Source organism: Mucilaginibacter sp. A5337 (genome assembly GCF_059690695.1).
Genome location: NZ_JCAWEC010000009.1, coordinates 122,652 through 142,993, shown reverse-complemented (window position 1 = coordinate 142,993; position 20,342 = coordinate 122,652). Strand labels below are relative to the sequence as shown.

Sequence of the window (20,342 nt, the reverse complement as noted above, 5' to 3'; positions counted from 1 at the left end):
GCAGCGCCGGTTATGAGGCTAAAGGATAAATTTAACCAATATCCCAAGCTGTAGCAGTATTAAAGCTTATGTAACAAACAATTGACGTTTAATCGTAGCCTGCGTAATCCCAGGCGCTTTGATAGCCATTTAGCTGTTCCGCATAGCTGATCATATCTCCATAAAAAGGAGCATACGCAAGTGTTGAGCTATCACCGATCATTACCAGTTTTTTGCGCGCACGGGTCATGGCCACATTCATGCGGCGAATATCGCTCAGGAAGCCTATCTCTCCGTTGGCATTGCTGCGGGTGAGACTGATGTAAACTACATCTCGTTCCTGCCCCTGGAAACTATCAATGGTGTTGATGGCAATTTTGTCAGCATAAATCATCAGTTCTGTCGAATCCTGTAATAATTGGTTTAAAATCCTGATCTGTTCTTTGTATGGGGAAATAACTGCAATAGTTGGGAAGTTTTCTGCCGGATAATACCCGGTGAGTTCGCCAACCAGCTTATGAAGATGTTTGAATAGGAACGCAGCCTCTTCGGGATTTGCCGTGCTGGTTCCTTCCTGTTTTTCATCAAAACCACAACCTGCGGTATCAACAAAACTAAGCGGAACATCCCCCGGAAACAGTAACAGGTTTGCTACCGATTCATGAGCTTTTAACCTATTGTTATAAAACTCTTTTGATGAAAAGCCCATAATGGCTTCATTCATCCGGTATTGTTCTTCAAGTAATACAACGGCCTCGGGATAAAGCGCAGTGCATTTTTCGAGCAGGGTGGTACTCAATCCTTCATTAGCGGCCTGCTGTGATTTAATAGTAGGAGGGAGCTGTAAATGATCGCCGGCGAAGATCACTTTTTGAGCCTTTGATATAGGGATCCAGCAAGCCGGTTCAAGGGCCTGCCCGGCTTCATCAATAACTATGGTATGAAACCTTAAATCCCGTATAGTGTAATGATTGGCGCCAACAAGTGTTGCGGTAATGATCTGCGCTTTGCTGATCAGGTCTTCGGCAATAAATTGTTCGGTTTTATCCACTTCCCTGATGAGTTGATGGGCTGCATCAAAAAGCGCCTTGCGCTGGTCGCGCTCGGCCTTGCCAAAATTGCGCTTGTATTTGTGCGCCATGTTTTTGTATTCGGAAGCCTGCTTTTTAAGCTTTTTGACCTCCTTCATATCATCATGTGCACTTATCCGGCTATCTAAAGTTAAAGCCATTAATTTTTCAGACACCCTTGCCGGATTGCCGATGCGCAGTACGTTTAAACCTTCATTGCTCAGCTTTTCACTAAGCAGGTCAACAGCAGTATTGCTTGGCGCCACTACCAGGATCTGTTGCTTATTTTGCTTTATAAGTGCTTTAATGGCCTGCACAAGTGTAGTTGTTTTGCCCGTACCCGGAGGCCCGTGAACTATAGCGAGCTCCTGCGCTTCTACTATTTTTTGGACAGCTTGCCGTTGTGAATCATTTAAGTCTTGAAGCGGATAATGAATTGTTTCGGGAATGAATGTTGGAGTGCTTTGCCCGGTTAATACACGGGTAAGGTGGCCATCTTTATTATCGTTGATAAGTTTAGCAGCCTGTTTGAGTGCCTTCTGCATTTCATCGTAGCTATTATCATCAAACAGCAGATCGATGCCGAGTTTTCCATTCCGGCTCCAGTCGGGTAATTCTTCGGTGTTCAGGGTTAATTTTAGCCGGTTACCACCCTGATAGGATACTGTGCCATTTACCCGGCTGGTTTTAGGATCATGATTTGAAAACAATGCTGCCGAAGCTCCAAACCTGAACTGGTGGCTGAGGTCCTGGTGCGAAGGACGTTCAACCTCAACGGTTAGATAATCGCCCCTGCCTATTTCGGTACCTTTAATGGCTATAGGGTACCAGGTAAGTCCTGCTGCACGGCGATCGGTCGCTGAGGATGTTTCGGTGAGTTTTAGGTATGCCTGGCGGTCTTCGTCCTGCTCAGTTTGTAACAGGTTGAGCAGTTTTTTAAAATAGTCCATTTGGCAAAGGTAAAGTTTAGCCCCGGCTTTTTTAAAACCAGATAAAACACAAAAAGGAAACCTGGGGCTCCCTTTTTGTATTCCTGATTAATAAATTTAGTGGCTACCAGTTAGATGCCGGTTTAAGTTCAAGACCAGCAGCGTTTTTTGAAACCTCCTCATTGATTTTACCTAAAAAGTGCCTGGTTAAGGGTTTTGAAATAAAGCTTTTAACAAAAGGGTATGCTTTCATCCGTTTCTGGTCGGAAGGATCAACGGAATTTGAGATAATATAAATAGAAACCAGCTTTGCAAGCGAGCGATGGATGTTATTGAACAGATCTAAGAACTCCCAGCCATCCATTATCGGCATATCCAGATCAAGGAAAATAATATTAGGTATTTCCGCATGTTTATTGCGGTTGCTGTATAACTTGTTATATACCGGTTCAGGGTTCATATAAAAGCTTGCATTTAACCAATTATCTTTTAAAATGATTTTAACCGTTTCGTGAAAAATGATATCATCATCAATAATAGCTACCGAATGCTGTTGATCATCTTTTATAAGATTAAGAATGTCTTTTTTTATCTCTATTAACAATGGAGACAGTAGCTCAGCACCGCATTCAATACAATTTAATGTACGTGACAACGCTACTTCGAGGGGGACTTGTATTGATAAACAGGTAGTATCGTTATATATCGAGGCAGCGCAATCTTTATTGAAGCAATAACATGTGATTTTTTCCGCGTTTATCATAGTTCAAAGGTTTCGTTTAGTTTGTTCATTTTACGTTGCCGCAACATTGATGCCCTTTTGTTTGTTTGTAAGAAAATATTTACAATATATTGTATTTGTCTAAAAAATCAATTTGTTTTATTTGAGTTAACTTTTTGTTTATCAGTTTTTTAAGACTGATGATTAGAGTGATGTTAAATATTAAATTTTAGCAAAGGATATTGTTGATGAGGCAACTTTAAATTTAAAGAAGAGGCATAAAAAATACAAGTGTGGTTTTTACACTTCAAGTGTACATTTAAAATAACAATTAGCTCTTTAGGGAACTGAAGAGTAAAAGTGTTATTAATCAGTTGTTTTCCGGATAGTAAGCCTTGATCGTTTTAAAAGAGATATGAAAACTATTGTTGCCTTTTTTTGTTAAATTAGATCATTAAACTATCAGCATGAGCCGATTAACAAGCGCTTTATTTTTCATGTTTTTTTTATTGGTATTGCAGGCCTGCCAAAGCAACCGGCAAGCTAATAACTACAATAAAACGCAAATAGATGATAACGGCCTGTTGTTTCTTAAAAGTGGCGAAGAGTCAACCCTTGCCTCGGTAAAGGCTTCAGGTTTGGCAATTGCGAATTCGAAAAATCAGCGGGTTATCCAGTTTGCCAAACTCATGATTGATGATCATACCATGCTGGCCGATGATTTCAAGAAACTCAAAACCGATAACCAGATTACGGACTCGGCCATAATAAGCCCCATCCATCAGCAAATGATCAATGATTTGGATGTAAAGAAAGCAGGAGCGTTTGATAAGGCGTATATACAAATGGTTATCAATGACCATACCGATCAGATAGCTTTGTATAAAATAGTAGGGCAAGATAAGAAAAACACCTCCCTGGCCGATTTTGCGAATAAAATGTTGCCCGGTTTGCAGGCGCATTTAGATACTGCAAAGTTCATTAGTACTACTTTAAAATAATTTAAGCTGCTGTTCAGCGGGAGCCTTTGCTCTGCCAAAAACTGTACGACCTCCATATTTCCACGAGTCGTTACGCTCCTTTTCAATAACTTTATCGAAGTTGGCATTGGGCGTAAAATCTTTTTCGGCGTTTTCGGCTATTTGGGAGAGGCGTTTGATGGCCTCATTTTTATCGCTATTACCCATTTTTGCCTTATAAATAGCCGTTTGAAGGGTGCTTAGGGTTTCATCATAAACTTTGGTTGGAACGGGAAACGGAGCGCCATCCTTGCCGCCATGAGCAAAGGAAAACCTGGCAGGGTCCTTAAACCGTGAAGGGGTGCCGTGGATTACTTCACTTACCAATGCCAGCGATTGTAAAGTGCGCGGCCCTAAGCCTTGCAATAACAGCAAGTCTTCAAAATCTTTGGGCTGTTTTTCATGGGCCAGCCAAAGTACCGCGCCAAGGCGTTTAAGGTCTACATCTTTGGCATAAACCTCATGGTGGTTGGGCATTACCAGTTTGCTGATCTCCCTGATCATGATACCGGGATTTTCGGCAGCAATCTGCATAACGCCATTGCGTGAGTTGCCTGCTTCTTTATCCGTCATGTTAAGGATATAGCCATTGTTTTTTCCGTAGATAAACGTATGCGGATCATCAACAAATGAACTTAGCTGCTCCGAATGCCAGTGGTAGCGGCGGGCGGTGCTGCTGGCATCGCTCATGCCTTGCTGTACTACAGCCCATTTGCCGGTATCGCTTAAAATAAAATTATGAGTATAAAGCTGGAAGCCATCCTGAATGGCGGTATTATCAACCTTAGCGCTTAGTTTACTGCATTTTACCAGGTAATTACCATTGAGCCCGGTGGCTTCGCCTACTTTTAAAAGCTCGGCTGGGGTTTGTTTGGAGTGTTTGCCTTTTCCCCCGCAAATGTAAATGCCCAACTCACGGCTGTGCGGGTTAATAGATTTTTTCAAAGCGCCCATTACGGAGGTTGTTATGCCTGAGGAATGCCAGTCCATCCCCATAACAGCGCCCAGGCTCTGAAACCAAAAAGGATCGCTTAACCGGCGAAGAACTTCATCCTTGCCATAGTCCATCACAATGGTTTCTACCACTGCAAGACCAAGCTTAGCCATTCGTTCGGCAAGCCACAGTGGTACGTAGCCATAATGTAAAGGTAAGTCAGCACTGCCTGATCGCTTCATGCTAACAAAGTTAGTAAATCTTAACCGTTGATTTTAAGTGATTGCGCTGATTTCGTTGATTTTTTCTGAGGCTTGGATTAATTAAATTCCGCTAATCCGATAAATCTCCCCAAATCCCGGTTCCGACATCAGCGAAATCAACGTAATCAAAAGCCCATCAACGGTTAGTCTTCCTCCGTCTCTCCAACATACAGCTCATCAATATCGGCAGCATATTTCTTTTCGATAACCTTGCGTTTGGCTTTCATGGTAGGGGTGATCTCGCCATCATCCATGCTGAAAGGGTTACGTTTTACTTTAAATGATTTGATACGTTCAAATTTGGCCAGTTCGTTGCTGTATTTACGGATGTCGGCACCAATCCAGTCGACAATTTCTTTATCATCAATGAACACTTCGGGGCGCTCAAAGAACTCATTCTGAAGGTTAAAAGTTTCCTGCAGGGTTTCACGTGCGGGCACTATGATAGCCGCAATGTATTCACGTTTATCGCCTACTAAAAATACCTGTTCAATTTTAGGGCTTTTGAGGTAGGTATTCTCCACTGGGGTTGGATAGATGTTTTTACCATATGCGTTCACCAGCATGTTTTTCAGGCGATCAGTGATCTGAAGGTTGCCACGGAAGAAACGACCGATATCACCGGTATGGAACCACCCGTGCGAATCGATAACTGTGGCGGTTTCTTCCGGCTTGTTCCAGTAGCCTTTCATTACGCAATGCCCGCGAACAATGATCTCACCTTCCTCGGTCAGGGTATCCTCCTTAAAGTTATCATGCGTTTGTATGCTGTAGATGTGTTTGGTATCCACATTTTGGATGGCCACTTCAATACCGGGAATGATGCGGCCAACGGTACCATAAATTACCCTGTGACGCTCTGTAACGGCCATCACCGGTGATGTTTCGGTTAAGCCAAAGCCCTCTAAAATCACAATGCCAAGATCGCCAAAAAACTCACCGATATTTTTAGGCAGTGCACCGCCGCCCGATACCATGAATTTAAGTTGTCCGCCGGTTTTTTCCTTGATTTTGCTGAATACCAGTTTCTCGGCAATGCCATGCTGTGCTTTTAACATCACATTGGGCGATTTGCCTGCTTCCTGTGCAAGGCGCACTTTTTTGCCAATTTCAAATGCCCAAAGGAAAATCTTGGTTTTGATGCCACCTGCTGATGTGCCACTTTTGATAGCCCTGTCGTGGATGCGTTCCAGCAAACGTGGTACGCAACAAAGTATAGTAGGTTTAACTTCGGCCATGTTTTTTGCCAATAGTTCAAGGCTTTGGGCGAAGGCTATTTGTGATCCCCGGTAAATGGCTATATGGTAAATGGTACGCTCAAACACGTGCGATAGTGGCAGGAACGATAAAAACCTGTCGGTTTTTTCAACAAACGGGATCTGGATTAAACTATTGATCGCGTTTTGAGTAAGGTTATGATGTGTTAAAACCACGCCTTTAGGTACACCTGTGGTGCCTGAAGTATAGATGAGGCATGAAGTATCAGTTGTCAAGATGGCTTCACGTGCCGCATTAATGGCGTGCTGATATTGCTCCAACAATTTGCGCCCCTCGGCAATTACTTCTTCAAAGCCAATTACACCTGCATTTAAGCTTACTTTATCGCTGAATTTTTCGAAGTCATCAAATGCAGGTATCAGGCGGATCAGCTCAGGGCAGTTGTTTGCCACCTTTAAAACTTTCCTAAACAGGAATGGATTGCCGCAAATGATGGTACGTGCACCTGAATCGTTCAGGATATATTCTATCTCGTTTTCTGTAAGGGTTGGATATATCGAAGTATTAACCGCACCGATCTGTTGCAGGGCCTGATCATAATAAACGTAATTTGGGCCGTTTTCGATAATGAGCGAAAGCCTGTCGCCTTTCCTGATGCCGATATGCAGAAACCAGGCCGAAATAGCATCTATTTTTTCCAGTGCCTCGCCGTAGCTGATCTCAACCCAGGTATCTTTAACCTTATGAAGCAGGAAAGTATGATCTAAAGGGTGAATGTTGGCAACGGTATTGCGAATGAAACCCGGAACAGTTGAAAGCGCAGTGTTTTTAGTCATTTATATAATCGGATATTGGAAACAAATCTAAATCTATTTTTATAAAAACAAGCATTGACACAGGTATTTGACAAACTGGGTGTGTTTTACTTTGTGATGATGTTGATTTATGCTGACACTTGTTAACTTGTACAAAAAACATATACTATGAAGATAATTATCATTGGTGCTTCGGGTACTATTGGCAAAAAGGTTACTGAAGTGTTGCAGGGCAGGCACGAGATTATAACAGCAGGTTCTAAAAGCGGGGCTTTTCAGTTAGACATCACTTCGCCCGAATCAATTGAATCGTTTTATGAAAAGATTGGGCCGTTTGATGCGTTGATAAGTACCACCGGTTCAGGGCATTTTGGTCCGCTCTCAAGTACAACGCCGGCTGATTTCAAAAAGGGAATTGAAAGCAAGCTGCTTGGACAGGTAAATTTGGTACTGATAGGCCAGCGTCATATTAATGCCAAAGGTTCATTCACGCTTACATCAGGTATTCTATCCGAAGATCCTGTTATAAATGGTGTAAATCTGGGAACTATTAACGGAGGGCTAAATTCCTTTGTTATCAGTGCCGCCATCGAATTGCAAAACGGCGTGCGGATTAATGCGGTAAGCCCCGGAGTTGTTGAAGATTCGCCGGGTTTCTTTGAGTATTTTCCTGGCCATGAGCCTGTTGCTATGGACAAAGTAGCCAATGCTTATGTTAAAAGCGTGCTTGGGGCCATTACGGGGCAGGTGATTAAGGTATTTTGACAGGCATTGCCAAGCCCGAAAAAGACTTACGAAGTTTTTAAAACTTCGTAAGTCTGAAATCTCTAAACTTTCCCTATCTTCACGGCATAATTACAACCTCCACATATAAAACAAGGGTCGCTTAAAGGCCCGGCCCGTTAATACGGGTTCGGTAACACGCTGCAGTTTGCGGTAGTGTTTTGTATTGTCTGAAAATTTCTAATTAATTTTATTTAACAAGTAATGAAAATTACTCAAGTATTTACCTTGGGCGTATGCTGTATTTTTATGTGCATTGCCTGTCACGCAAAATCGCATACCTATATGGATACCATAACCAATAAACAAAAAGTGCTTTCATTTTATAAGCAGATAGTGGGGCAACGTAAAACTGAGCTGATCCCCGAATTTATAATTGAAGGTTATAAGCAACATAATCCAACCGTTAAGCAGGGGAGGGCAGGGATAACGGAAATGATTAATTTTCTGAAAACCTTGCCGCCACCGCCTGAAGGTGCAAAGTCACCAATAGTAAGGGCGATACAGGATGGTGACTTAGTAGTACTTCACCTTGATGTTTCATTTATGGGCAAGCGTATGGCTGTGATTGACCTGTTTAAGTTAAAGGATGGGATGTTAACGGAACACTGGGATGCTATACAGCCCCTGCCCGATGAAAGCGGGAAAGCCATAACTGCTACCAATGGCACAACCGAAATTGAACATCATGCTTCTGCAGAAGATAGCAGGCTTATTGTCGATCAATTTTATAAAGTAATCTTAAATAAACAATCTGCCAGTCAGTTTATTAATGCTGCTTATGTTGAGCATGATGCTTCTGTGGTTGCATCGGGCAAGGGATTGGCAGGTTATCTTTCGGAGCCTGAACGAGCTGTGAAAATTCACAGGATTATTGCCGAAGGTGATTTTGTTGTAGTACAGTCGCAGTTTAATAGGAACGGCAAAACGTTTGTGTTTTATGAGATATTCAGGGTGGCCGGGCGTAAAATTGCAGAACACTGGAGTGTGGAACAAGCTGTACCCGATGATGTTAAGCCTGAGGATATGTTTTAAATAGTTTAGCTAAAAGATAAAGCCATACTTAACCGCGGGCCGGAAGCCATAGGTGTTCGGAAGATAAAAAAAGCAGGGGATTGTGCGATTCTCTCCTTTGGGAGGGTGTAGGGCAATGTCATTAAGTTAAGAGTTTTAGAGGCTGCACCAGAGGTGCAAAAGGTTTGTAGAAATAGAAATAAATTGGATTTTTAGTGTGCCAGAGGTACACAACTCCGATGTTCCGTACCTCTGGCACGGTTATTCTCGGTATATTATGTGCTACAAACCTGTTCCCCCTCTGGGGGATTTTCTTAACTTAATGACATTGGGGTGTAGGGAGGGGTTTCGACGGCAGGCTTATCTGCTTTAACGACGCATAAACCCCTCCCCGTCACTGCACAAGCCTGCCGCACCCCTCCCCAAGGAGGGAATTAAAAAATCTTCCGAACGCCCACGGGCTGGAAGCCCACGGCAGAGTGTAAACAAAAAGAGGCGCTCATCGCGCCTCTTTTTATATTTTAAGGTTGAATATTTATACCGAAAAACTTTCGCCGCAACCGCAGGTGCGGCTGGCGTTAGGGTTGTGGAAATTGAAGCCCTTGCCGTTAAGGCCGTCAGAGAAATCAAGCTCAGTACCGGCAAGGTACAGGAATGATTTCATGTCGAGCGCCATACGAACGCCGCGGTCTTCAAAAAACTGATCACCTTTTTTTTCTTCGTTATCAAAATCAAGATTGTATGATAAGCCAGAGCAACCTCCGCCCTGTACAGATACACGCAGAAAATAAGAGGCATCAAGCCCTGCATCCTGCATCAGGTGTTCTATTTTGCTTTTTGCTTTATCAGTTACAGTTACCATTTTTATAGATTTGAGATATGAGATTTGAGATATGAGACCAAGCTCCATCGCAAATCATCAAATCAAATTAATTAGATTTGAGATGTGAGACGTTAGATATGAGAGATTGAAAAATACTTTTTGTAAAGTCACACAAGATCTCAAATCTCACATCTAACATCTCACATCTTCTTAGTGATGTACTTTTTCGCTTTCAATTGGCGCTAAGCCGTTTTTAACGCGGAAATCATTGATCGCTGCTTTGATAGCATCCTCTGCCAAAACTGAGCAGTGAATTTTTACCGGTGGAAGGGCAAGCTCTTCAACGATGTCCATGTTGTCAATTTTCATAGCATCATCAATGCTTTTGCCTTTAAGCCACTCAGTAGCCAATGATGAAGAAGCGATTGCCGAACCGCAACCGAAAGTTTTAAATTTTGCATCGGTGATAACATTGTTATCATCAACCTGAATTTGCAGGCGCATTACGTCGCCGCACTCAGGTGCACCAACTAAACCGGTACCTACTTTGTGGCTGCTTTTATCCAAAGTGCCCACATTGCGGGGGTTAGTGTAGTGATCGATTACTTTATCTGAATATGCCATTGTCTTTTTAATTTGAAAATTTTATGATTTGAAAATTTGAAAATGATACATGGATCGCTCTCAAAAATCTTATCTAAATATATTTTTAATCCTTAATTTACTGAAATTACGGGCAATTTTCAAATCTTCAAATTGCCACATCTTCAAATTCAATTAGTGTTCTGCCCACTCAATTGAGTTAAGGTCGATACCTTCTTTAAACATTTCCCATAGTGGTGAAAGATCACGCAGGTGGGTAACCGCTTTCTTGGTTACTTCAACAGCGTAGTCAACTTCCTCTTCGGTGGTAAAGCGGCCTAAGCCAAAACGGATAGAAGAGTGTGCCAGGTCATCAGACAAGCCTAAGCTTTTCAATACGTATGAAGGCTCCAACGAAGCAGAAGTACAAGCCGAACCTGATGATACAGCCAGATCTTTCATTGCCATCATCAAACCTTCACCTTCAACATATTTAAATGAAATGTTAGCAACATGTGGTAAGCGGTGTTCCACGTTACCGTTTACATAGCTTTCTTCCAGTACTGTTAAAGCTGATTGCAGTTTATCGCGTAAAGCTGAAAGGCGTTTTGCTTCGCTTTCCATTTCCTGGGCGCAAAGTTCGCAGGCTTTACCTAAACCAACAATACCCGGTACATTAAGGGTGCCAGAACGCATACCGCGCTCGTGACCGCCACCGTCCATCTGAGCGGTAACTTTAACCCTTGGTCCTTTACGGCGTACGTATAATGCGCCAACACCTTTGGGGCCGTATATTTTGTGAGCTGATAAGGCTAATAAGTCGATACCGTCGGCATTTACATCAACCGGGATCTTACCAACTGCCTGTGTAGCATCTGTCATGAACAAAGCGCCATGTTTGTGCGCAATGGCAGCTATTTCTTTAACCGGCTGTATAACGCCGATTTCGTTATTGCCATACATGATAGATACCAGGATGGTTTCAGGGGTCATTGCTGCTTCAAGTTCAGCCAAGTCAATCAAACCATCTTCTTTAACAGCGAGGTAAGTTACCTTACCGCCCATTTTTTCAACGTGTTTGCAGGCATCAAGCACAGCTTTATGCTCTGTAACGGCGGTTATGATGTGGTTACCTTTGTCTTTGTACATTTCAAATACCCCTTTAATAGCAAGGTTATCTGATTCTGTAGCACCAGAGGTAAAGATGATCTCTTTTTCAGATGCGCCTATCAATTTGGCAACCTGTTCGCGTGCGTAATCAACCGCCTCCTCTGCAACCCAGCCAAATGCATGGTTACGGCTTGCCGCATTACCAAATTTTTCGTTAAAATATGGTAACATAGCCTCCAGTACCCTTGGGTCCATCGGTGTTGTTGCATTGTTATCTAAATAAATTGGGATATTCATAGTCCTTTTGAAATATATTAACAAAACAAAGATACGCAAGTTTTTATCTAAATTCAGCTAAAATACTTCGCAATTTATCAAAGCTGACCAATAATTTACAATATTTGGACATGAACAAAGTGGAGCACATTGGCATAGCGGTTAACAGTGTTAAATTGGCAGGCGAGATTTACTCCAAACTACTGAATACACCGGTATATAAAACCGAAACTGTAGAGAGCGAACACGTGCTTACTGCTTTTCTGCAAAGCGGGCCAAATAAAATTGAATTGCTCGAAGCCCTGAATGATGATAGCGCTATAGCTAAGTTTATAACAAAAAAAGGCGAGGGGATTCATCATATAGCTTTTGAGGTAGATGATATTAATGCCGAAATGGAACGGTTAAAGGCTGAAGGTTTTGTTTTGCTTAACGATAAGCCCAAATTGGGCGCTGATAATAAACTGGTATGCTTTGTGCATCCTAAAAGTGCTAATGGCGTTTTAATTGAGTTGTGCCAGGAGATGAGTGTCTGAACTCGAATTTATTGAATTTTGAAAATTTTTCGAATTTGATTAGTATTCTGCACATTCCCTGAATTCAATAAATCCGGATTCAGACAAAAAGATAGAGGGTGTTTAATTGTCTAATATCCAGTTTTATAAATGCGATTCTATACCCGGCTATGAACCATGAACTGTCATCCATGAACAATAATAAACTATTTTTAATTTGCTTTTCCAGTTTTCACTTTTATTATTACATTTGCACCTCTTTTAAGTAAAGTACAGAAGGTAAGTTTATATAATATAATGAAAAAAGATCTGCATCCATCAAACTATAGGTTAGTTGTATTTAAAGATATGTCAAACGACTACTCTTTTATCACTAAATCTTGCATCGATACCCGCGAAACCGTTAAATGGGAAGATGGTAACGAATATCCATTGGTTAAATTAGAGATTTCGCACACTTCGCACCCGTTCTACACCGGTAAAATGAAACTGGTTGATACTGCAGGTCGTATCGATAAATTCCGCTCACGTTACAACAAAAAGTAATTTTTGTGTGATTAAATATTTACAAGTCCCGGCTTTGCAGTCGGGACTTTTTTTATTTTTGCGCCATGGCAATTATCCTTTTTGACGATAACGCACACCTTTCACTGCTGCCCCTTACCTTTACCAGGCCTGTAGCCGATCTTCGCATCGGTATATTCACCATTGCCGAAAAATGGGCCAGCCATTTAAACAGCGCTTATTCGTTTCATACGCTTGATTACTTAAAAATAAAGTTTCCGGCCAATATTGAAGCTGATAACGTTTTTATTAATGGTGCCGTATGTCCTGATGAAAACCTGGTTGAAGCAATTGATAAGTTGCAAATTGGGCAGGCGCTAAAATACAACGAGCAGCTAATAGCTGTTAGGCTCAATGCCACAGATGCAGAAAGCTTTAATGCCGGTGCCGATTTTACCGATGCGGTAAATTACGCTAACCTTTTTGTATCGATCAAATATCCTGAAGATATTTTCAGGAAAAATGATATAGAGCTGCGTAAAGATTTTCAACTGCTTACCAAAGGGCGCACCAGTGCAGCCATCAGCTCAACTAACGTTGTTATTGGCAGCGATTTTTTTGCTGAAGAAGGTGCGGTTGCCGAATGCTCTACATTTAATACCACCAACGGGCCTATTTATCTTTCGGCCAATACCGAAGTTTGGGAAGGGACCCATATTCGCGGGCCGTTTGCCATTTGCGAACACTCGCAGGTAAAAATGGGTGCTAAAATTTATGGAGCAACTACTATTGGCCCATATTGCCGTGTTGGCGGCGAGATAAATAACTCGGTGATCTGGGGATATTCGTCTAAAGGGCATGAGGGCTACCTTGGTAACTCGGTTTTAGGCGAATGGTGTAATATTGGTGCTGATACAAACAATTCCAACCTGAAAAATAACTATGCCGAGGTAAAACTTTGGGATTATAGCACGCAGCGCTTACGTAAAACGGGCTTGCAATTTTGCGGTTTAATCATGGCCGATCATGCTAAAAGCGGCATCAATACCATGTTTAATACCGGGACTGTAGTAGGCGTGGGTGCCAATGTGTTTGGTGCAGGCTTCCCAAGTCATTTCGTGCCCGATTTTTCATGGGGCGGGGCGCAGGGCTTTGATGTTTATTTGATGAACAAAATGTTTGAAACCGCGCAAAAAGTGTTTGACCGCCGCGAACACCGTGATTTTGACGAAACAGAACAGAATATATTAACAGCCATATTTGAACAGACGAAGGAGTATCGTCAGTTTTAATTCGGTGATTGGTTTATTGGGTTGATTAAGTGAGTAGTTGGAAACTCATTACATCATTTGGTCCCCGTTAATAGCCATTCACTTAATCAACTAATCAACCACTCACTAAAAAAATAAAATCATGAGAAAGAAAATCGTTGCCGGAAACTGGAAAATGAACCTTGATTACAATGAAGGTTTAGCTTTATTTTCAGAGATCATCAACATGGTAAAAGATGAGGCTACCGGCACGCAGGAAGCAGTGATCTGCAGTCCGTTCATCCACATTCATAGCCTGGTACAATTGTCGAAAGGTTATAGCAAAATAGCTGTTGGTGCACAAAATGCCCACCAGGAAGAAAAAGGTGCTTACACAGGTGAGATCTCGGCTAAGATGATCAAATCTACAGGTGCTGCTTATGTGATCCTTGGCCACTCAGAGCGCCGCCAGTACTTTGGCGAAACCAATGCCTTGCTTGCAAAAAAAACTGATACTGCTTTAAAAAATGATCTTCGCCCTATCTTTTGCATTGGTGAAACTTTGCAGGAGCGTGAAGCCAATACACATTTTGACGTGATCAAAACTCAACTGGTTGAAGGTATCTTCCATCTTGATGCTGAACAATTTGCAAAATTGGTTATCGCTTATGAACCAGTTTGGGCTATCGGTACAGGTGTAACTGCTACATCTGCGCAGGCACAGGAAATCCACGAATTTATCCGTAAAGAGATAGCTGCTAAATACAGCCAGGAAGTTGCTGATGCTACAACCATTTTATACGGCGGAAGCTGCAACCCAACCAATGCTGCTGAACTGTTTGCGCAGGCGGATATCGATGGTGGCCTTATCGGTGGTGCTTCCCTGAAGTCCCGCGATTTTACAGATATCGTTAAAACATTTAATTAATATTAGATATGAGATTTTAGATATGAGATCTGAGACAATGCTCAAACTTAATTTCAAACAGAAATAGGGTTTGTGCTGTTTATAAAAAAATAAACTCTCAAATCTCATATCTCACGTCTCAAATTAATAAGATATGAGACGTGAGATTTGAGTATTGAGACAATCCCGGGCTTAATTCCAAACATAATGAGCGTATGTGATGTTTACTGAAAAAATAAAATCTCATATCTCAAATCTCACGTCTCAAATCTAAAAAGCATGAAGCTTTTAAAAGTTCTTTTACCGGTTTTGGTCGACTTTGGTGTGTTTTGGACGGTGGTGTATTTTAATATGCCCAATCATCCTATGCGCATTGGTGAAATTGGTAATGGTAACCTGTATAGCCTCATGGCCTACTTTAGCCTTTTTTGGGGACTATTGCTTGCCGATGGAGTCCTCACCCAATACCTGATCATTATACCACTATGGAATTGGGTTAAACATAAAGGTGCTTCGGCCCGCTTTATTGCCGGAGCCTGCATTGCCCTGGTTTGCATACTATTTGCCGGAGCCCTCAGTTATATCATATGGCTGCCCGAAGAAGGATACAAACCCTTACTAAGCTTTTGGTGGTACATGACCGAAATACAGGCTGTTTACTGGCTGGTTAACTTCGTTGTACTGTATTTACTCGACAGAAAAAGAGTAGGCAATGACAGTGAACCGATTGAACCCGAAGTTGCAGGTTAAAATCACTCTATTTATCGGCGGCAATCCCGTTGAATTTAATGGCAAAAAAATTAAAATGAATTACTACGAACTATTTTTTACTACCATAACAACCGAAGATTACCAGCAAGACCTGCTAATCAACGCTTTGGGTGAAATTGGTTTTGATACTTTTGAAGAGCTTGAGCTTGGCTTTAAAGCTTACATTCCCGAAGATGTTTTTGATCAGCAGGCGCTTGATGAGCAACTATTGCCTTATAAAGATCTGTTTACATTTAGTTATGAGGTAAACCTTATTCCACAAAAAAACTGGAACGAGGTATGGGAAAGTAATTTTGAGCCGATAAAAATAGGGGATAAGATCTACGTAAGGGCTACCTTTCATGAACCTAAGCCCGAATTTGATTATGAGATTGTTATCGATCCTAAGATGGCGTTTGGTACCGGTCACCATCAAACCACGGCCATGATGCTGGCGCTGATGCTGGAGAATGAATTTGCCGGTAAAAAAGTACTTGATATGGGCTGCGGCACCGGAATTCTCGCTATTATAGCCGCTAAATTGGGTGCCGGTGATATCACGGCTATTGATTACGACCAGGTTTGTTATGAAAGTACTATCGAGAATTCGGCTTTGAATAATGTGGGCAACATCAAGCCGCTTTGTGGTTCAAAAGAAGTTATCCCGGATGAGCAATACGATATTATCCTGGCAAACATCAATCGTAATATTCTTCTTGATCAGATGCAACGCTACGCCGAGGTGTTAAAAACAGATGGTGAAATCTATTTCAGCGGTTTCTATGAATCACCTGATCTGGATATCATTACCGATGAGGCGCGGAAGTATGGTTTAAAATATATCACCCACAAAAAAGATAAAGAATGGGTGGCTGCTAAGTTTATTAAGTAAAGCCCCACCCAAACCCTCCCCTAAAGGGAGAGGGCTTATTAGAAGTCTCCCCCTTTAGGGGGAGATTTAGAGGGGGCTTAATACCCCACAGTAAACCGTCTCTTCACAAACTGATTGTTTTCCAGTTCATCCAAAATAGCAACTGCTAAATCTTCAACTGAAATTTCGTGTTCGTGCTTGCCGTTAAATACCGGCTCGTCTGTACCTGTGCGGTATACGCCTGTGCGGGTGCCAGGATGCAGGTGAATAGCTGGGCTTAGAAACGTCCAGTCTAAATCTTCTTCTTTTTTAATGACGTTCAGGTAGTCACGGGCTGCGGTAGCGCCGGCTTTCCATTCGGCCGGGAATTGTGGGCTATCAACCAGTTGTACGCCCGGAGCTATGTAAAGACTACCGGCACCGCCAACAACTAACAGGCGTTTTACCCCGGCTTGTTTGGTTGCCTGTTGTATAGTTTCGGAGCCTTTGATAAAGTCATTGTATAAGTTGGGGTTTGTCCAGCCGGCATTGAATGAATTTACTACAGCGTCATGGCCTTTCAAAGCTTCTGTTAATTCATCAACATTATATACGTCGGCGGTTTTAAGCGTTAGTTTAGCGTTTTCAACATCAGTTTTCGGGTTACGGGCAATGGCGGTTACATCGTATCCGCGTAGTAAAGCCTCGGCTAATACTGCTTTTCCTACAAAGCCTGTGGCTCCTATTAGTGCTAATTTCATGGTGTTTTGGTTTTTATATTGTAATTAAATTTGTTACAGTTTGTTTTAAATTTTTTTAATCGAATTGATTTACAAAATCAAAAATGGTTATAGTGCTTAATTTTTTAATAATGGCCGCTTCAACGTCATCGGCTAAATGATCAAGATGTGCTCCAATTTGCTTGCCGACAGGGCAGGCGGGATTTGGCTTGTTTTTGGCCTGACCCAAAGCTGGTGGTAGTTTTACAGCCTTATAAACATCAGCAAGGGTGATTTTTTGCGGAGGAAGGGCCAGGCTGTAGCCGCCGGTTTTACCTTCTTTACTTTCAATAAGCCCGCAGGCGCGCAATTTGCGCATCTCTTTACGTACCAGAACCGGGTTTACATTCATGCTGCCGGCCACGTATTCGGACGATAATAATTCGCCCGGCTGCTTGCAAAGCAGGGTTAATACATGGGTTGCTATTTGAAATTGTCCGTTCATTTATCTGTAATAAAAAATATTACAGTACAAAAATGAAACATAAATTTTAAAAAGAAGAATTTTTTACGCTTTTTTGCGCACTAAATTACAATGGGATGAAAATCCCGAACCTGAATTATTCGGAAAAATACCATGTTACGGGTATGTTTTAAAAGGATTAATTTGCTTTAATTTAAAGGATTTACCAATCGCAACAATTAACTACACTTTAAAATAAAATTTTACGCAAATTAGTTGATAATTAGCGTGATAATAAATATTATTGTAAAGTAATTAACTTTTGCGAAACCTACACTATTAATTTAACCAAATGAAAACTCTCGGAAAAAAAATCAGATTATTACGTCATCAAAAGGGGTGGAGTCAGGAGGACGTTGCAAAGAGATTGGATATTTCAATTCCTGCTTTCTCAAAGATTGAGACGGGGATTACGGATATAAACCTGTCAAGACTTGAGCAGATCGCCAATCTGTTTGAAATGTCTGTAGTTCAGTTGCTTACCTTTAATGATACCGAGCAGGATCAGAAATTTGTTAATGAGCTGGAAACTGTTAACAAGCGCCTAATGGACCGCGAAACTGAAGTAATTGATTTGCAGAAAAAAGTAATTGAACTATTTGAAGAACTTCGACATTCAAAAGTAACCGCATAATTTTTGAGGCCCGGTTTGTGCCGGGCTAATCAAAAATATAACGCATTGTTAAATGCTTTTTGCCGAATGTAGCACCAACTGCTTCATGAATGGCTATCATCTTGTCGTTAAAATCGCCTACCCACGATAATTCAAGTTCGTCATAGCGCTTTAATGGCAATACATATTCTTTTAATTTTATAAACATTGCCGATTCGAGGCCATGTTTTTGATATTTCTGTTTGGTGCCCATTACAATAGCCCGCATACGGGATACGCCTTTCCACCGGTAATATAAAAATTTGAGCTTGCCTATCAGGTTAAGTTTACCGTTAAGCGGTTTAAGCATCTGGTTGGCATCGGGTAAAATAATCATGAAGGATGCCGGCTCATCATCAACATAGGCAAACCAAATTAGCTTGGGATCCATCAGGGGCTTCATTTTTTCAAAGCTTTCCATAATGGTACTATGAGTAATGGGCACAAAATTTTCGAAATCTTTCCAGCCATCGTTATAAACCTCAATAAAATCGGCCGCAAATTTTTCGATTTTTTTGATCTCAAAATGCCTGAAATCGTATCCTGGTTTTTTGGCCACCCAATTGGCTATCTTGGTAAACCGCTCGGGGAAGGGTTTATGGGCATCAACATGGTTGGTGATTTGTGCGTATTGGGTTTTGAAGCCATACTCATCAAAAAAAGCCTGGTAATATGGATGATTATAGTTCATACCGTAGGAGGGAGGAGTAAAACCCTCAACCAGCAAGCCCCAAAAGTTGTCATTTTCACCAAAATTGATGGGGCCATCCATGGCTTGCATACCGTTTTCTTTGAGCCATTTTTTTACGGTATCAAATAACAGGAAAGCAGCTTCTTTGCTATTGATACACTCAAAAAAACCCATGCCGCCTGTCGGTTGCTCATAGTTATATGCCTTTTTTTCATTGATGAAAGCCGCAACACGGCCAATCAGCTGGCCGTTATCATCGGTCAGGATCCAGCGTGTGCATTTACCATGCTGATGAAAATTGTTTTTCGCCGGATTAAACACGGCTTCAATATCATTATCAAGCGGACAAACCCAGTTAGGGTCATTCTTATAAATGATGCGGGCCACATCCAGAAATGCTTTTTTTGATGCTTTGTCCTGTATTTCAGTTACTTTCATGCGTTTTGTTGCCGGTAGATAATAAAAAAAGCATCCAGAGGCATAGTCTGAATGCTTTACAAAATAGTATATTTTTATATGTTAATAATCGTCTTCGTCGTCGTCATCAAATGACTCATAGCCCCCTCTGCCCAGATCGTCATCTAAAGGGCCGTCAAAGTCATCATCATCGTCATCGTACTTCTTCTTTGCTTTTGGCTCCAGATCATCGTCCTCCGCATCGTTATCAGAGTCTTGAATCTTTTTAGTGTTCGGTTTCTTTGGCGCTCCCATTGTAATGGATTTTATAAATTAAACTTCGTCAATAATAATAATTAAAATCAGATAAAGAAAAGCGTTTTTTCAAATCTGTTATCCCTATCGATTCAATAGTAAAAATAACTAAAATTGATTTTTTTTAAAACAGAAATTAAAATTATTCTGATTGCTCGCCTATAGTGGCATTATTGTTTGTAAAATCCTTAAGTTGAGGTAATTCCTCAATACTGTTGATTCCAAAATAGTCCATAAACAAGTTGCTTGTACCGTAAAGTATAGGTTTTCCGAGCCCTTCTGATTTACCTACTATAGCTATCAGCTCTTTTTCGAGTAATTTTTGGATCGAATAATCGCAGTTTACACCCCTGATCTGTTCAATATCGGGCTTGGTCACCGGCTGTTTATAGGCGATAATAGCAAGAGTTTCCAAAGCTGCCTGGCTCAGTTTTTTCTTTGAACGTTGCAGTTGCAGCAGGTTAATAACGGCATGGTATTCCTTTTTGGTGAGAAACTGGTAGCCATTTCCAATTTTTACCAGCTCGATGGCTAAGCTATGATGCTGATATTTTTCATGGATCCTGCTTACGGCATCGATTACTTCCTCGTTGGTAAAATCGCGTTCAAAAGCAGCCTGGAGGCAGTACATGATCTCTTCCAGCCGGATTGCCTGCTCAGACGCGAAAATTAGGGCCTCTATGTATTGTTCCATTTTAGTTAGTGGCAGTTGCAGTTTTTAGTTGCAGCTATTT

At 41.5% G+C, this 20,342-nt stretch carries 22 protein-coding genes; 10 read left to right on the top strand and 12 right to left on the bottom strand.

Features of this window, described 5'->3' with window-relative positions; all coding sequences use genetic code 11:
* Positions 1 to 88: 88 nt before the first annotated feature.
* Complete coding sequence (locus AC59JO_RS26185) at positions 89 to 1,999, bottom strand: AAA domain-containing protein (protein ID WP_497309170.1); 1,911 nt, start codon at positions 1,997 to 1,999, stop codon at positions 89 to 91.
* Positions 2,000 to 2,102: 103 nt separating this feature from the next.
* Positions 2,103 to 2,741, bottom strand: coding sequence for a response regulator (locus AC59JO_RS26180; RefSeq protein WP_413668558.1), 639 nt, complete (start codon positions 2,739 to 2,741; stop codon positions 2,103 to 2,105).
* 425 nt (positions 2,742 to 3,166) lie between these two features.
* Between AC59JO_RS26180 and AC59JO_RS26175 the strand changes: the two genes are divergently transcribed.
* Positions 3,167 to 3,700, top strand: a complete 534-nt coding sequence (locus AC59JO_RS26175; RefSeq protein WP_413668557.1) for a DUF4142 domain-containing protein — start codon at positions 3,167 to 3,169, stop codon at positions 3,698 to 3,700.
* On the opposite strand, the gene AC59JO_RS26170 is transcribed toward AC59JO_RS26175, so the two are convergent.
* Positions 3,692 to 4,894: a DUF763 domain-containing protein gene (locus AC59JO_RS26170; RefSeq protein ID WP_497309167.1), complete on the bottom strand. Its 1,203-nt coding sequence runs from the start codon at positions 4,892 to 4,894 to the stop codon at positions 3,692 to 3,694. The two genes, AC59JO_RS26175 and AC59JO_RS26170, sit on opposite strands and share 9 nt — an antisense overlap.
* A gap of 164 nt (positions 4,895 to 5,058) precedes the next feature.
* The gene (locus AC59JO_RS26165) at positions 5,059 to 6,969 is read right to left on the bottom strand and encodes an AMP-dependent synthetase/ligase (protein WP_413668555.1); all 1,911 of its coding nucleotides are present in this window, start codon (positions 6,967 to 6,969) and stop codon (positions 5,059 to 5,061) included.
* A 147-nt stretch (positions 6,970 to 7,116) separates the two neighbouring features.
* On the opposite strand from AC59JO_RS26165, the gene AC59JO_RS26160 reads away from it, so the two are divergent.
* Together AC59JO_RS26160 and AC59JO_RS26155 are read left to right on the top strand one after the other, a co-directional pair.
* Positions 7,117 to 7,713, top strand: a complete 597-nt coding sequence (locus tag AC59JO_RS26160) for a short chain dehydrogenase (protein ID WP_413668554.1) — start codon at positions 7,117 to 7,119, stop codon at positions 7,711 to 7,713.
* A 222-nt stretch (positions 7,714 to 7,935) separates the two neighbouring features.
* On the top strand, positions 7,936 to 8,766 hold the full coding sequence (locus AC59JO_RS26155) for a nuclear transport factor 2 family protein (RefSeq protein ID WP_497309164.1): 831 nt from the start codon (positions 7,936 to 7,938) through the stop codon (positions 8,764 to 8,766).
* A gap of 514 nt (positions 8,767 to 9,280) precedes the next feature.
* On the opposite strand, the gene AC59JO_RS26150 is transcribed toward AC59JO_RS26155, so the two are convergent.
* The 3 genes from AC59JO_RS26150 to AC59JO_RS26140 form a co-directional block, all read right to left on the bottom strand.
* Positions 9,281 to 9,607 (bottom strand): HesB/IscA family protein, encoded by a 327-nt coding sequence (locus AC59JO_RS26150; protein ID WP_413668552.1) that lies wholly within the window; start codon positions 9,605 to 9,607, stop codon positions 9,281 to 9,283.
* A gap of 171 nt (positions 9,608 to 9,778) precedes the next feature.
* Positions 9,779 to 10,192 carry a Fe-S cluster assembly scaffold IscU gene (iscU, locus tag AC59JO_RS26145; protein WP_076378185.1) on the bottom strand — a complete coding sequence of 138 codons (414 nt, stop codon included), beginning with the start codon at positions 10,190 to 10,192 and terminating at the stop codon, positions 9,779 to 9,781.
* Between the two features lie 153 nt (positions 10,193 to 10,345).
* Positions 10,346 to 11,557, bottom strand: coding sequence for an IscS subfamily cysteine desulfurase (locus AC59JO_RS26140; RefSeq protein ID WP_413668551.1), 1,212 nt, complete (start codon positions 11,555 to 11,557; stop codon positions 10,346 to 10,348).
* Positions 11,558 to 11,667: 110 nt separating this feature from the next.
* Here AC59JO_RS26140 and mce point away from each other — a divergent pair, with 110 nt between their 5' ends.
* The 6 genes from mce to prmA all read left to right on the top strand — a co-directional run bounded on the left by mce (position 11,668) and on the right by prmA (position 16,354).
* Positions 11,668 to 12,072 (top strand): methylmalonyl-CoA epimerase, encoded by a 405-nt coding sequence (gene mce, locus AC59JO_RS26135; protein WP_413668550.1) that lies wholly within the window; start codon positions 11,668 to 11,670, stop codon positions 12,070 to 12,072.
* A gap of 276 nt (positions 12,073 to 12,348) precedes the next feature.
* Positions 12,349 to 12,597 carry a type B 50S ribosomal protein L31 gene (locus AC59JO_RS26130; protein ID WP_090524811.1) on the top strand — a complete coding sequence of 83 codons (249 nt, stop codon included), beginning with the start codon at positions 12,349 to 12,351 and terminating at the stop codon, positions 12,595 to 12,597.
* Positions 12,598 to 12,662: 65 nt separating this feature from the next.
* Positions 12,663 to 13,847 (top strand): GlmU family protein, encoded by a 1,185-nt coding sequence (locus AC59JO_RS26125; RefSeq protein WP_497309160.1) that lies wholly within the window; start codon positions 12,663 to 12,665, stop codon positions 13,845 to 13,847.
* Between the two features lie 121 nt (positions 13,848 to 13,968).
* Positions 13,969 to 14,733 carry a triose-phosphate isomerase gene (gene tpiA, locus AC59JO_RS26120; RefSeq protein ID WP_413668548.1) on the top strand — a complete coding sequence of 255 codons (765 nt, stop codon included), beginning with the start codon at positions 13,969 to 13,971 and terminating at the stop codon, positions 14,731 to 14,733.
* A gap of 258 nt (positions 14,734 to 14,991) precedes the next feature.
* Positions 14,992 to 15,462, top strand: a complete 471-nt coding sequence (locus AC59JO_RS26115; protein ID WP_413668547.1) for a hypothetical protein — start codon at positions 14,992 to 14,994, stop codon at positions 15,460 to 15,462.
* Positions 15,463 to 15,517: 55 nt separating this feature from the next.
* Positions 15,518 to 16,354 (top strand): 50S ribosomal protein L11 methyltransferase, encoded by an 837-nt coding sequence (prmA, locus tag AC59JO_RS26110; protein ID WP_413668546.1) that lies wholly within the window; start codon positions 15,518 to 15,520, stop codon positions 16,352 to 16,354.
* Between the two features lie 77 nt (positions 16,355 to 16,431).
* Here the strand turns inward: prmA and AC59JO_RS26105 are convergent, their stop codons facing one another.
* Positions 16,432 to 17,073: an NAD(P)-dependent oxidoreductase gene (locus AC59JO_RS26105; RefSeq protein ID WP_413668545.1), complete on the bottom strand. Its 642-nt coding sequence runs from the start codon at positions 17,071 to 17,073 to the stop codon at positions 16,432 to 16,434.
* 55 nt (positions 17,074 to 17,128) lie between these two features.
* Positions 17,129 to 17,536 (bottom strand): Rrf2 family transcriptional regulator, encoded by a 408-nt coding sequence (locus tag AC59JO_RS26100; RefSeq protein ID WP_121227240.1) that lies wholly within the window; start codon positions 17,534 to 17,536, stop codon positions 17,129 to 17,131.
* Positions 17,537 to 17,846: 310 nt separating this feature from the next.
* Here AC59JO_RS26100 and AC59JO_RS26095 point away from each other — a divergent pair, with 310 nt between their 5' ends.
* Positions 17,847 to 18,188 carry a helix-turn-helix domain-containing protein gene (locus tag AC59JO_RS26095; protein WP_090524822.1) on the top strand — a complete coding sequence of 114 codons (342 nt, stop codon included), beginning with the start codon at positions 17,847 to 17,849 and terminating at the stop codon, positions 18,186 to 18,188.
* 25 nt (positions 18,189 to 18,213) lie between these two features.
* Here the strand turns inward: AC59JO_RS26095 and AC59JO_RS26090 are convergent, their stop codons facing one another.
* The 3 genes from AC59JO_RS26090 to scpB all read right to left on the bottom strand — a co-directional run bounded on the left by AC59JO_RS26090 (position 18,214) and on the right by scpB (position 20,302).
* Positions 18,214 to 19,335 (bottom strand): GNAT family N-acetyltransferase, encoded by a 1,122-nt coding sequence (locus AC59JO_RS26090; RefSeq protein ID WP_497309156.1) that lies wholly within the window; start codon positions 19,333 to 19,335, stop codon positions 18,214 to 18,216.
* A gap of 81 nt (positions 19,336 to 19,416) precedes the next feature.
* Positions 19,417 to 19,608, bottom strand: a complete 192-nt coding sequence (locus AC59JO_RS26085) for a hypothetical protein (protein ID WP_413668543.1) — start codon at positions 19,606 to 19,608, stop codon at positions 19,417 to 19,419.
* 142 nt (positions 19,609 to 19,750) lie between these two features.
* Positions 19,751 to 20,302, bottom strand: a complete 552-nt coding sequence (gene scpB, locus AC59JO_RS26080) for an SMC-Scp complex subunit ScpB (protein ID WP_413668542.1) — start codon at positions 20,300 to 20,302, stop codon at positions 19,751 to 19,753.
* Positions 20,303 to 20,342: the final 40 nt, after the last annotated feature.

Coding starts and splice junctions, on each gene's coding strand:
- AC59JO_RS26180 (WP_413668558.1), bottom strand. CDS start 2,741: ATGATAAACGCGGAAAAAATCACATGTTATTGCTTCAATAAAGATTGC.
- AC59JO_RS26160 (WP_413668554.1), top strand. CDS start 7,117: ATGAAGATAATTATCATTGGTGCTTCGGGTACTATTGGCAAAAAGGTT.
- mce (WP_413668550.1), top strand. CDS start 11,668: ATGAACAAAGTGGAGCACATTGGCATAGCGGTTAACAGTGTTAAATTG.
- AC59JO_RS26125 (WP_497309160.1), top strand. CDS start 12,663: ATGGCAATTATCCTTTTTGACGATAACGCACACCTTTCACTGCTGCCC.
- AC59JO_RS26175 (WP_413668557.1), top strand. CDS start 3,167: ATGAGCCGATTAACAAGCGCTTTATTTTTCATGTTTTTTTTATTGGTA.
- AC59JO_RS26170 (WP_497309167.1), bottom strand. CDS start 4,894: ATGAAGCGATCAGGCAGTGCTGACTTACCTTTACATTATGGCTACGTA.
- AC59JO_RS26185 (WP_497309170.1), bottom strand. CDS start 1,999: ATGGACTATTTTAAAAAACTGCTCAACCTGTTACAAACTGAGCAGGAC.
- prmA (WP_413668546.1), top strand. CDS start 15,518: ATGAATTACTACGAACTATTTTTTACTACCATAACAACCGAAGATTAC.
- AC59JO_RS26095 (WP_090524822.1), top strand. CDS start 17,847: ATGAAAACTCTCGGAAAAAAAATCAGATTATTACGTCATCAAAAGGGG.
- iscU (WP_076378185.1), bottom strand. CDS start 10,192: ATGGCATATTCAGATAAAGTAATCGATCACTACACTAACCCCCGCAAT.
- AC59JO_RS26165 (WP_413668555.1), bottom strand. CDS start 6,969: ATGACTAAAAACACTGCGCTTTCAACTGTTCCGGGTTTCATTCGCAAT.
- AC59JO_RS26105 (WP_413668545.1), bottom strand. CDS start 17,073: ATGAAATTAGCACTAATAGGAGCCACAGGCTTTGTAGGAAAAGCAGTA.
- AC59JO_RS26130 (WP_090524811.1), top strand. CDS start 12,349: ATGAAAAAAGATCTGCATCCATCAAACTATAGGTTAGTTGTATTTAAA.
- AC59JO_RS26090 (WP_497309156.1), bottom strand. CDS start 19,335: ATGAAAGTAACTGAAATACAGGACAAAGCATCAAAAAAAGCATTTCTG.
- AC59JO_RS26155 (WP_497309164.1), top strand. CDS start 7,936: ATGAAAATTACTCAAGTATTTACCTTGGGCGTATGCTGTATTTTTATG.
- tpiA (WP_413668548.1), top strand. CDS start 13,969: ATGAGAAAGAAAATCGTTGCCGGAAACTGGAAAATGAACCTTGATTAC.
- AC59JO_RS26140 (WP_413668551.1), bottom strand. CDS start 11,557: ATGAATATCCCAATTTATTTAGATAACAATGCAACAACACCGATGGAC.
- AC59JO_RS26085 (WP_413668543.1), bottom strand. CDS start 19,608: ATGGGAGCGCCAAAGAAACCGAACACTAAAAAGATTCAAGACTCTGAT.
- AC59JO_RS26150 (WP_413668552.1), bottom strand. CDS start 9,607: ATGGTAACTGTAACTGATAAAGCAAAAAGCAAAATAGAACACCTGATG.
- AC59JO_RS26100 (WP_121227240.1), bottom strand. CDS start 17,536: ATGAACGGACAATTTCAAATAGCAACCCATGTATTAACCCTGCTTTGC.
- AC59JO_RS26115 (WP_413668547.1), top strand. CDS start 14,992: ATGAAGCTTTTAAAAGTTCTTTTACCGGTTTTGGTCGACTTTGGTGTG.
- scpB (WP_413668542.1), bottom strand. CDS start 20,302: ATGGAACAATACATAGAGGCCCTAATTTTCGCGTCTGAGCAGGCAATC.